The following is an 11,517-nucleotide window of genomic DNA, read 5'->3' as shown; positions in this document are numbered from 1 at the left end:
TCGGTGCCGTCCGTCGGGTCGGTCGGAAGGGGGGCTCCGTCGTCATCGTCTCCCCCGTCGTCACCGCCGCTCAGCGCGAGGCCGAGGCCCGCCGCGCCGAGACCGGCGAGGGCAATCTGTTCTTCTTGGCCGAAGGTGGAGTCCGCGTCGTCGAGCGTGCCGACGACGCCGGCTTCGGTCGAGTCACCGAGAATCAGGCTGTGCAGGGAATTGTTCTCGGCAGGCGTGTAGAAATCCCGCACGAGGATGCGATCGCCGTTCCTGAGATCGACGATCAGATCCTCCCCCGTGCGCGAGAACCGCGAGATGTCTTCCCGCATCGCATCGATGCGGATGCCGATCTCTGGCCCTGCCTGGATAACTTGTTCAGCCATTTACCGTCCCTCTCAAGTCTTTGGCCGGGACAACCGTCCGGACGGCCGCACGAATATCTTTCGTATGTATGCTTATCACTAAAGTATGTTTCGTCAATCTCAAGATGAACTGTTGCCGCAATTTTCGGACGGCAGCGTGCAGCAGCCCCTGCCCGCGGCAGCGCAGGATGCGTTCCACCCGTCCGAAACCGGAAAAGACGAGGCCCCGCCGAAGCGGGGCCCACAGGGAGAACACGTCCCGGAATGCCGACGCGCTACGCCTCAGACGGCGTCGAGCGGCTCGGATACCCCCGAAAGGAGGTCCGATCCACCAAGGAGCGTGTCCGCAAGGCCGTCGCCCCCGATCACCCCGCCGAGGAGGCCGTCGGCTTCGCCGTCCAGAAGTCCTCCCACGAGCCCCCCGTCCAGGACGCCCGAGAGCAGGCCGTCGTCAGATGCGGGCCCCTCGCCCAGAACACCGGCTCCAAGCACATCACCCACGAGTCCGTCGGAGCCGGTCACGTCGCCGAGGAGACCATCGTTGCCCACGAGATCGCCCAGCAGGCCGTCCGAGCCCGAGACCTCTCCGATCACGCCCTCGTTGCCAGTCACGTCGCCGAGGACTCCACCGTCAGCCAAGACCGCGTCAAGAAGGCCGTCATCCCCGGGGGCAACGAGACCGACGACCGGATCGGCCGCATCCATCACCGGCGTCAGGAGGTCGGACACGAGGCCGTCGTTCCCCTGCCCGTCGCCCAGAAGCCCGCTGCCGAGCAGGTCTCCCGTCAGCCCCTCGGCCCCCGTCACGTCGGCCAGCACGCCGTCGTCACCCACGACATCGCCAAGCAGACCCTCGGAACCGGTGACGTCGCCCAAAAGCCCCTCGTTGCCCGTCAGCTCGCCGAGGAGCCCTTCATCGGCGACCACCCCGTCGAGCAGGCCGTCGTCCTGACCGGCAAGATCGCCGAGGGGACCTTCGGAGCCGAGCAGCGGATCGAGGAGATCGGAAGCGAGACCGTCGTCGCCGGTACCGTCGCCGAGCAAGCCCGCCCCGACAAGGTCGCCCAGAACCCCGTCGGAGCCGGTGACCGGCCCCAGCAGACCGTCGTTTCCGACGAGGTCGCCGAGCAGCCCGTCCGATCCGGTGACGTCTCCCAGGAGGCCGTCATTGCCGGTGACGTCCCCGAGCAGGCCCTCGTCCGAAAGCGCGAAATCGAGGAGACCGGCATCCTCGCCGACAACTTCGGCGACGAGCCCGTCATCACCCAGGACCGGGTCGAGAAGCCCGTCGAGAAGCGGTTCCGAGCCATCGCTGTCGCCGAGCAGACCGTCACCGAGCAGGTCGCCCAGCAAACCGTCCGACCCCGTGACGGGCGCGAGGACGCCGTCCTCGCCCACGAGATCCCCAAGCAGCCCCTCGGAGCCGGTCACGGGCCCGAGGACGCCGTCATTGCCGGTGAGGTCACCGAGAAGGCCCTCGTCGGCGATCACGGGATCGAGCAGCCCGGCCTCAGGCTCCGTGGCGTCCGTCGGGTCGGTGCCGTCCGTAGGTTCGGTGCCGTCCGTGGGCTCCGTTCCGTCCGTGGGCTCCGTTCCGTCCGTGGGCTCCGTCCCGTCCGTGGGCTCCGTCCCGTCCGTGGGCTCCGTCCCGTCCGTGGGCTCCGTCCCGTCCGTGGGCTCCGTGCCGTCCGTGGGTTCGGTGCCATCTGTCGGATCCGTCCCGTCGGTCGGATCCGTTCCATTGGTCGGGTCGGTGCCGTCGGTCGGGTCCGTTCCGTCCGTCATGTCCGTCGGCGCGTTCGCATCATCGTCGGAGTCGTCCGAATCGTCTGCGCTGAGCGCAAGTCCGATGCCGGCCAGCGACGCACCGATGCCGGCGGCGACGTCTTGAGGAATGGCCAGACCGAGCCCGGCGATCTCTTCTTCCGAAAGCGTGCCGTCGACACCGGAATAGGTGCCATCCTGGAACAGGAGACGGTTCACGGGGGTATCCGTCGACGTGCTGTAGAAGTCGTTGATGCGGATCGTGTCGCCCGAGTTCAGCGCCACGATCAGGTCGGTGCCGGCGCGCGAGTATCCCTGGATGTCGGCTTGTGTCGCCGCGATCGTCACGGTGCCGGAGGTGCCGGCGTTCAATTCGGTCGTTGCCATGTTCGTGTCCTGTCTATGCGGGCGCCAGAAGCGGATTCCCAAGTTCGCAATAGCCACACTTTCGTATGTTTTATTTATAAACTAAAGTATGTTTTTGAGCGGGACGCAAATTCTGATGCGCATATCCCTCACCGGCGGATCGCCTTTTGTGTGTAAATGCGCTGCCCGTCTCGCTAAGGTCGCGGAACCTGACGGGCCGGATGAAGCGGCCGTGATCTCTCGAGGAGCGCCGGGCATCGATGGCGGACCATCCTTCCAGCACGCCCCCTGCGAAAGCCGACGAGGACCATCAATCCTTTCGGCTTGCCCTGCAGATCATCGCGCGGCTGATCGCGACCGACCGCCGGGCAGTCCTGTTCGCAAGCGAGAGCGGCGAGATCCTCCTGATCAACGCCCCGGCCAAGCGCCTCGGTCTGGACACGGCCACCCTGCACGACCAGCTGCGCTGGCCCCAGCTCTGTGCCCGGACGCGGCGTGCCGGCAGCGCGCCGGTATCGACGTCGATCGGCGACATGGCGGTCGAGGGCGAGCTCGTGCATCTGGCGCTGGGTCGCGCCTCGGGATATTTCCTCCGGCTTTCCGAGACGGACGCGGAATCTACCTGGCTGCGAAACCGCGCCCGCGCCGCGACGCTGCTGCGCGTTGCCCATGACCTGCGCACCCCGATCCAGTCCCTCGTCGCCACCGCCGAGGTTCTGGTCCGGGACAACGGAGACGGCAGCCAGGAAACGGCGGCACTCGCCCGGTTCCGCCGCGCGGCGGATCTGTCCCTCGAACACGTGAGCAACGTGCTCGCCGTGATCAAGGGAGAGCAGGCAGCGGGCGGGCTTCAGCCCGACGAGGCCTTCGCGCCTGCCGGAGAACTGGCATCGCTCATCGAGATCCTGCGCCCGCTCGCGGAGGCACGGGACGCGACGCTGCGGGTCAGTGCGCCCGACGGGCTTGAGCGGCTTGTGGGACCGGTACGCTTCGTGCGCGCGCTCTTTCAGAACATGATCGACAACTCGGTGAAGCACGGCGGCAGCGAGATCGACGTGACGCTGACACTCGCGCCGCTCAAGGACACGCTGGACGCCGACGGTGCGGAGGCACGCATGGGCGTCACGCTCGAAGTGGCCGATCTCGGCGGCGGCCTGCCCGACGCGCAGAAACGCCGGCTGAAAGTCGCACTGGGAGAGGCGCAGGCCCAGGCCGTGCCTTCGAGCACCGATACGAGCGCACGCCAGCGCCCCTCGGGCGGCCTCAATGTCCTGGCGCATGCGCTCCGGCAGCTCGGCGGGCGCCTCGAGATCGAGGACCGGCACGGGGGCCCCGGCGGCGACGGGACGGTGATCGGCACGAGGTTGCGGGCCACCTTCAGCCTGCCCCGCGCCGCCGAGGACGCCGTGACCCCCGATGTACCGGAGGCCGCGGTCCGGCACGCGCCCCCGCTCCTCGATGCGAACATGCTGGTGGTCGAAGACAGCGCGGCGAGCCAGGAATGGGTCGCGCACGTGCTGCGTCGGGCAGGGGCCACGGTGCATGTGGCGGGCAGCGGAGCGGAAGCCCTCGATTTTCTCGGCTCGGAGGACGCGCGCGCGGTCTCTCTCGTTCTGTCGGACGTGACGCTGCCGCGCATGACCGGGGTCGAACTCGCGCATCGGATCCGCGACGGCGTGCGCAGCGGCCGCTTCGCGGCGGGGCTCCGGGTGGTCGGGCTCACCGCCCACGTGGACGACCGCATCCGGGACGCCTGCCACAGGGCCGGAATGGTCAAGGTGCTCGAGAAACCGATCCGACCGCTGCAGCTCTGCGACGCCTTGCACCAGATCCTGAAACAGGCGCCCCTGCCCGCCCCGCAGCAACTGGAATCGCCGCCTGCGCTGCAGGACGCCGGTGACTCCTTCGATCCGCAAGTGGTGTCGGAACTCGGCTCGGAGCTCGGGCGGGAGGGCGCCGTTCGCTTCATGACACGAGCCCTGAACGAAGCGGAAGCCGCGCTGGACAGGCTGCGCGCCGAGGGCGTGACGGACCGGTCCGGCTGCATGCTGCACGCCGCCACGGGAGCCTGCGGACTTACCGGCCTGACGCGGGTGGAGCGACATCTGCGCGCGCTTGAGGACAGGGTGAAGGCGGGGGGCGATCCCGGGGCCGCCACACTTACCGACCTCGCTGCCGTCATCGAGGATACCCGTGCCGCCGTCGTGGCATGGGCGGGTTAGGTCCCGCCGCAAAACGACATCTGGCTCTCGGCGGCGCGCTTTGCCATACTGCCCGCCGGACAGCGGCAGGAAGATGCAGGGACTTCGGAACGACGGCTGCCCGCGGCACCAAGGCGCGCGGCGGCGGGATCCTGAGGACAAGAACAGGCGAAAGACCATGACAGCTCAGGACCAGGGACCGGTTCGGCTTCTCATTGCAGACGACCACGCGATGGTGCTCGAGATGTTCGCGCAGTTCATCTCGAACCTGCCGGACGTCACCGCGACGACCGCACCCGATCTCGACGCGGCGCTCGCCCTTATCGACAGCGAGGGACCGTTCGACCTCGTGCTGGTCGACCTCAACATGCCGGGAATGAACGGTCTCGAGGGACTCGGAAAGGCGATCGCGCGCAATGGCAGCAAGCCGGTTGCCCTGCTCACCAGCAATCCGCCCGCCCACCTGGTGCCGGAGGTGCTCGCCATGGGCGGAGCCGGCTTCGTCCTCAAGACCACGTCTCTCAGCGCGTTCTACAACGAGATCCGCTTCATGGCGAACGGCGGACGCTACATTCCTGTCGAGCTCATCGAGCATCGCCGGGTGCCCCCACGCGAGCAACGCGACGTGCCGCTCTCGGAGCGCGAGATGCAGGTCCTGGCGGAGCTCGCCGTGGGCAAGTCCAACAGTGCCATCGGCGCTGCCCTCGGGCTCAAGGAGGCGACGATCAAGATGCACGTCAAGTCGATCTGCACGAAGCTGGAGGCCAGCAACCGAACGCAGGCGGTCATCGTCGCCCGCGACCTCGAGCTGATCTGACTCTCCGCAGGGACAGGTCGGAAACCGCCGAAAGCATATATACCCTCCCCCTTCAGCTATCTATGGTATGGCCGAGTGCGCAGCCGGATGCTGCGCCTGCCAGAAGAACGGAGGGTACATTGGCCAAACCCGTCATCGTCTTTGTGGGTGCCGTCTATCCCGGCCAGTTCGGGGATCTCTGCGATTACCTGCGGCACACCGGCCAGGCCGAGACGTATTTCCTGACCACGCCCGGCCACCGCAGCCGCAACACCCACCGCGGCGCGCACATCCTGGGGTTCAAGCCCGACGGCGCGGTGACGGGACCGCAGAGCTACTATTATTCCGCAAAGGTCGAGCGGTCGGCACGCATCGGACGCGGGCTTCTGAAGGCGCTGCAGGCCTTCGAGGCGAAGAAGAAGATCGACGTCGTGGTGGCCCATTCTCTGTGGGGCGCTCCGCATTTCCTCTACGACGAGATCGACGCGGCGATCGTGAGCTACATCGAGTTTCCGAGCTACCGCGCTCATGGATGGGACCCGGCATATCCGCCCGACCAGGCGCAGCGCATGGCGGACAAGAACACCGAGATGCTGAACCTGCATCAGGCAGTGCGCAGCGACCTGGTGATCTGCCCAAGCCATCACGCCAAGCGCATGTTTCCCAAGACATTGCAGGGCAACATCGAGGTGCAGCTCGAAGGTTTCCGCTTCGAGGCCACGCCCCCGCCCGAGCAGGCGTCCGGCCCGGTCACCATCGGCTTCTCGGCCCGCGACCTGTCGAGCTCCAAGGGGTTCGAAACCTACGTCCGGCTCGTCGATCGGCTGGTCGAGCGTGGTCTCGAGGCGCGGTTCGTGGCGCTCGGCGGCGCCACCGGCGCGACCTACGGCTACGAGGACCAATGGGTGGAGCGGACTTATGGAGGCGAGGTCGAAAGTTTCCGGGACCACCTGCTCAGGATGTATCCGCGGGCGGCGGATGTCATCGAGTTTCCGGGCAAGCTTCCCTACGAGGATTTCGCGGCGCGGCTCTCCGCGATCGACCTTTTCCTCTATCCCCTGAAGTTCGGCGTGGCGAACTGGGGACTGGTCGAGATCCTCGGGCGCGGCGGCTGCGTTCTGGCGCCGGATCGCGGCTATGCCTCGGAACTCATCCAGGACGGCGTGTCGGGTGTGCTGCTGCCGGACGACGATGACGCCTGGCTTGCCGAAATCGAGGCCCTCGCGGGAGACCCTGCCCGGCGCCACCGGCTCGGGGCCGCGGCCCGCGCGCTCACGCGCGTCCAGTTCGGCCTCCAGGCGGTGGCGCCGCGCTACATGCGGCTCTTCCGGCAGGCCATGGACAACAGGGCGGCGCGGGCCGGCGTTTCCTAGAAGCGTGCCGCGAAGGAGATGCCGAACGCCTGCGTCTCGTCGCCCGGCCGTTGTGACACGGGCCCCGCGACATACAGCGACACCGGGGTCTCGGACACCTCGAAGGTGAGCGAGAGGCCCACGCTGCTGCGGTTCGACCAGCCGTCATCGATGCGTCCGCCCAGATCGTCGTCGAGATCCCAGCTCGCCCCGGTGTCGAGGAAGATCCCCGCGCGCATCGGCAGCCGCAGCACACGCCCGAGATCCCGCTGCGCCTCGAGCGACCCAACGACGTAGGTGTTGCCGCCGAGCGCGGTGCCCTCGTCGCGCGGACCGACCCCGCGCGGCGCAAATCCGCGGAACGTGTCCGCCCCTGGGAAGTACCGGTCGATTGCGCGCGTGTCGTTCCCATCGAGGCCGCGCACGGCACCGCCGCGCAGACCGGTCAGCAGCCGGATACGTTCGCCCAACGGCAGCTGCGTGGTCAGGTCGAACCGCGTATCCGACAGCGCCTCGCCGCTGCCGATGTTCCAGATGAACTGGTCCAGCCGCAGCATGTATCCGGCCTTCGCCCAGCCCGACGGGTTGTCCCCGAGGTCGACGTTTCGCCCGAAGCTCAATCCGAACCGCAGGTAGGGTGCCGAGATGCTGCCCGTCTCCTCGGCGATCAGGAGGGCGCTCGCCTCGCTGTCGACATCCGCCAGACGGTAGTCGCGCCAGCCGAGCCCCGCTTCGAGGCGCAGGTCTTCCGATGGCGTCCAGGCCACGAACGGCTCGATCCGCAGACCGCGTTCGGAATAGCCGGCATCCTCCGGCTTCGCCTCGCGCGCGATCACGTCCAGCCCGAGATCCCAGTCCTCGCCCCACTGATCGGCGCGATAGAGGTTGGCTTCGAGCGCGCGGACATCCGCGTTGGCGCTCAGTCGCAAGGCACCGTAGGTATCGGGGAAAAGGTTGTACTTCTCGGCCGATAGCTCGGCCAAGAAGCCGTCGTCCGAGACGTAGTTGACCGCGGCCTCGATCCGGCCCGGGCTGTCGTCGATCTCGGACACCGCGATCACCAGCGTCTCGCCCTCGCCGCTCACCGAAACGGCCTCGAAGACGCCCGTGCTCATCAGGCAGTCCTCGATGGCCTCGATCTCGTATACCGAATAATCCACGCCCGCCTGCGCTCCGCATGTCATCTGGATGTCGGCTTCGGGAATGAATTCGGCGCCGCGCACCTCCACCTGCCGGAACACGTCGGCCGCGGCGCTCGCGCCGCAGGTCGTCCCGGCGATCGCAACAAGTGCACCGGCGAAATGGCGGGACGCGCACCGGCGCACCCTGCGCAGAGTGGGGTCAGGCACGTGACCTCCTTGCTTCGTCATGGTCTGGAAAAGGGCGGCTCACCAGAGGCGGGCATTGAGCAGCGGGCGGGTCAGGTAGCTCAGCACGGAGCGCTTGCCGCTCTCGATGTCCACCTGGGCGACCATGCCCGGGCGAATGGAGTATTTCTGCCCAAAACGTTCAAGGAAATTGCGCTCGGTCCCCACCATCACGCGGTAGAAGTCCTGGGGTCCCTGCCGCGTCTCTTCCTCGACCGTGTCCTCGGAGATCTGCAGCACGGTGCCGCGCAGGTCGCCGTACGTGGAGAAGTCGTAGGCCGTGATCTTTACGCTCGCGGGCATGCCCGGGGCGATGAAGGCCACGTCGCGCGGCAGGACCTTCGTCTCGATCACGAGCTGGTCGTCGATCGGGGTGATCTCCATGATCGGCTCGCCCGGCTGGACGACGCCGCCGAGTGTCGTGATGGCGATGTTGTTGACCCGCCCCTCGACCGGGGAGCGCACGTCGGTCCGCTGCAGTTCGTCCTGCTTTTGCACGACCTCTTCCTGAAGCGTCGCGAGCTTGGCGCGCCGCTGCGCGAGATCCTTGTAGGCGTCCTGGACGTAGGCGTTGCGGGCATCGCCGATCTTGCCGTCAAGCTCGGCCTTCTTCTGCTGAAGCTGCAGCAGGTTGATGCGGCTGACCGACCCCGCTTCGGCCAGGGGAGCGGTGATCGCGATCTGCTCGGCCACCGTGGCGCGCTCGCTCTCGAGCGCCTGCAGCGAGGCTTCGAGCTTTGTCCGGCGCGCGTTGAAGAGCCGGAGTTCCGTGCGTTCGGCCTCGTTGGGCGTGGGACCGAAGTCGAGGTCAGGGTGTTCCAGCACCTCGGCCTCGAGCCGCGCCACTTCCGCGGTGAGCGCGACGATCTGCGACTGCGCGGCGAGGAAGGCCGATTGGGACCGCGTGGGATCGAGCCGTGCGACCACCTGGCCGGGGTCGACGATATCCCCCTCGCGCACCAGGAGCTCGGACAGGATGCCGCCTTCGAGGCTCTGGATGCTCTGCATCCGCCGGGCGGGGATCACCGTCCCGTCGCCGCGCGTCACCTCGTTCACCTGCGCCACTGCCGCCCAGCCGATGGCCGCGGCGACGGACAGCACGACGATCTGAATCACGAGGCGCGAACGGGCGAGCGTCTGCCGGCGATAGCTTCCGTCGACGTGGGTGGGGTCGAAGATGTCAGGACTGCTGCTCATGTCACCGCCTTCACCTGCGAGGTCTTGGCACGCGCCGCGTTGAGGATCTGCATGAGATCCCCGTCGCGCGCGATCTTGCCGTCCTTCAGCACCAGCGTCCTCTGCGTCAGCGCCAGCAGTTCGCGCCGATGGGTGGAGATGATCGTGGTCCGCCCCTCGAGCCACGTCTTGAGATGCGCGATGACGTTCGCCTCGGTGATGTGGTCGAACGCCGCCGTCGGCTCGTCGAGCAGCACGATCCTCGGATCCTGCAGCAGGATGCGCGCCAGGCCGATGGCCTGCCGCTGACCGCCCGACACGTTGCCGTTGCCATGGATCTGCAGGTCGAGCCCGCGCACGTGACGGCGCACGAAACTGCCGAGTCCCACCGCGTCGAGCGCCTGCAGAAGGTCCTCGTCGGAATGCAGACCATGGTCGCGCAGAAGGTTGTCGCGCAGCGTACCCTGGAACAGCGCCACGGATTGCGGCAGGTACCCGATCTGGCGACGCCGATCGAGCGGGTCGATCTGGCTGAGGGCGAGGTCATCGAGCAGGACCGACCCCTGCTGCGGATCCGTGAGCCCTGCCATCAGCCGCATGAAGCTCGACTTGCCCGCCCCGTTGCCCCCCAGCAGCGCGATCCGTTCGCCAGGCGCGATGCTCAGCTCGCGGATGTTGACCACCGGAGGCGCCGCCGGGTCATGTCGAAAGACGACGTCCTCGAGCCGGTATTCCCCCTGAAGGGAAGCCGCACGCACGAAGTGCCGGTCGGCGGGACGTTCGACCGGCAGCTCCATGATCCGGTCGAGGCCTTCCATCGCGGCGCGCACCTGCTGCCAGCGGGCCAGCAGGCCCGCCACCTGCCCCATGGGCGTCATGGTGCGGCTCGAGAGCATGGTGCAGGCAATGAGGCTGCCGACGGTGAGCTCGCCGGCGCTGATCAGGTAGACGCCCGTGATGATGACCCCCGCATAGGCGATCTTCTGGATGCCGCTCACAAGCTGGGTCATCACGTTCGTGAGGTTGCGCGTGGTCACCGCGGTCCCCGCCATGGTGGCGGACAGCTGGGCATAGGTGTGCTGCAGACGGGTCTCGGCCCGTGCCGCCTTGACCGTCTCGAGATTCGTGATGGTCTCGAGAAGCAGCCCGTTCAACGCCGCCGCCTCGCGGGCGTTCTCTCTGGAGGCGCGCGCGAGGCGCTTCTGCATCAGCAGACCCGGCACGACCGTCAGGACCACGCCCGCGAGCGTGACGAGCGCGATGGGCCCGCCGATGAACCAGATCACCGCGACGAACACCAGGACGAAAGGGATGTCGCACAGCGCGGTCACGGTGCCGGACGTGAAGAACTCGCGCACGGTGGCGAAGTCGCGTACCTGGTTTGCGAAGACGCCGGTCGACGCGGGCTGGTGCGCGAGCCGCATGTTCGCGACCCGGTCGAAGAGCTGCGACGAGAGCTTCAGGTCGAGATCGCGCCCCGATACGTCGATCAGCGAGGCGCGGCTCACCCGCAGCACCAGTTCGAGCAGGATGGCGAGGGCCACACCGCTCGCGAGAATCCAGAGCGTGTCGAAGGCGTTGCTCGGCACCACGCGGTCGTAGACCTGCATCGAGAAGAGCGCGGTCGCGACGGCCAGGACGTTGGCCGCGAGCGACGCGATGATGACATCCCGGTAGATCGACCAGTTGCGCAGCACCGGTCCGAGGATCCAATGCTGGCGGTTGGGGCTCGGCTCGTCGAGCCTGTCCGTCACGATGTCGATGGGTTTCGAGACAAGGACGCGGCCGTCGTGCTTTTCCGCCAGTTCCTGCTGGGTCCAGCGCACCCGCCCGCCCTCGGTCTCGGGCAGGATCACCGTCGCGCCGAGCTTGCTCTGCCGCTCCAGCACGGCGGTGCCGCCGTCCTTCAGGAACAGCAGCACGGGCAGGCTGTGGGAGGGGAAGCTGGAAAGCGGGTCGCGGCAGACCCGGCAGCTCATGTTGATGCGGCGCAGGGCCGCGGGGGCGAGTTCGACCTGCATCCCGGTCTCTCGCGACACCGGGAGCCCGTCCGTCAGCCGCACGGCCGAGGTGGACACGCCCTGCGCCCGGCAGAGCTCCACGAGGCCGAGAACCAAGGGATCTGAATGAGCTAAGGTGGAC

General features: G+C 67.6%; 8 protein-coding genes. 3 read left to right on the top strand and 5 right to left on the bottom strand.

Annotation, left to right across the window (positions count from 1 at the left end):
* Together RISW2_RS11415 and RISW2_RS25815 are read right to left on the bottom strand one after the other, a co-directional pair.
* A partial coding sequence (locus RISW2_RS11415) for a BapA/Bap/LapF family prefix-like domain-containing protein (protein ID WP_043770885.1) occupies positions 1-374 on the bottom strand: 374 nt, incomplete at its 3' end.
* Between the two features lie 261 nt (positions 375-635).
* Positions 636-2,504 (bottom strand): BapA/Bap/LapF family prefix-like domain-containing protein, encoded by a 1,869-nt coding sequence (locus RISW2_RS25815; RefSeq protein ID WP_051491961.1) that lies wholly within the window; start codon positions 2,502-2,504, stop codon positions 636-638.
* 239 nt (positions 2,505-2,743) lie between these two features.
* Here RISW2_RS25815 and RISW2_RS11405 point away from each other — a divergent pair, with 239 nt between their 5' ends.
* The 3 genes from RISW2_RS11405 to RISW2_RS11395 all read left to right on the top strand — a co-directional run bounded on the left by RISW2_RS11405 (position 2,744) and on the right by RISW2_RS11395 (position 6,853).
* Positions 2,744-4,705 carry a hybrid sensor histidine kinase/response regulator gene (locus RISW2_RS11405; protein WP_043770882.1) on the top strand — a complete coding sequence of 654 codons (1,962 nt, stop codon included), beginning with the start codon at positions 2,744-2,746 and terminating at the stop codon, positions 4,703-4,705.
* Between the two features lie 157 nt (positions 4,706-4,862).
* Positions 4,863-5,501, top strand: coding sequence for a response regulator transcription factor (locus RISW2_RS11400; RefSeq protein ID WP_043770879.1), 639 nt, complete (start codon positions 4,863-4,865; stop codon positions 5,499-5,501).
* A gap of 119 nt (positions 5,502-5,620) precedes the next feature.
* Positions 5,621-6,853, top strand: coding sequence for a glycosyltransferase (locus RISW2_RS11395; protein WP_043770876.1), 1,233 nt, complete (start codon positions 5,621-5,623; stop codon positions 6,851-6,853).
* Here the strand turns inward: RISW2_RS11395 and RISW2_RS11390 are convergent.
* The 3 genes from RISW2_RS11390 to RISW2_RS11380 are packed head-to-tail and all read right to left on the bottom strand — an operon-like array spanning position 6,850 to position 11,492.
* Positions 6,850-8,181 carry a BamA/TamA family outer membrane protein gene (locus tag RISW2_RS11390; RefSeq protein ID WP_244437550.1) on the bottom strand — a complete coding sequence of 444 codons (1,332 nt, stop codon included), beginning with the start codon at positions 8,179-8,181 and terminating at the stop codon, positions 6,850-6,852. The two genes, RISW2_RS11395 and RISW2_RS11390, sit on opposite strands and share 4 nt — an antisense overlap.
* Before the next feature lie 39 nt (positions 8,182-8,220).
* Positions 8,221-9,396, bottom strand: a complete 1,176-nt coding sequence (locus RISW2_RS11385) for a beta-barrel domain-containing protein (protein WP_084615354.1) — start codon at positions 9,394-9,396, stop codon at positions 8,221-8,223.
* Positions 9,393-11,492: a type I secretion system permease/ATPase gene (locus tag RISW2_RS11380; RefSeq protein WP_244437549.1), complete on the bottom strand. Its 2,100-nt coding sequence runs from the start codon at positions 11,490-11,492 to the stop codon at positions 9,393-9,395. Before RISW2_RS11380 ends, RISW2_RS11385 begins: the two co-directional genes overlap by 4 nt.
* Positions 11,493-11,517 lie beyond the last annotated feature (25 nt).

This window comes from Roseivivax isoporae LMG 25204, from assembly GCF_000521865.1.
Classification (GTDB): Bacteria; Pseudomonadota; Alphaproteobacteria; order Rhodobacterales; family Rhodobacteraceae; genus Roseivivax; species Roseivivax isoporae.
Note: the sequence above shows the minus strand (reverse complement) of the source record. Positions and strands in the feature narration are given on the sequence as shown.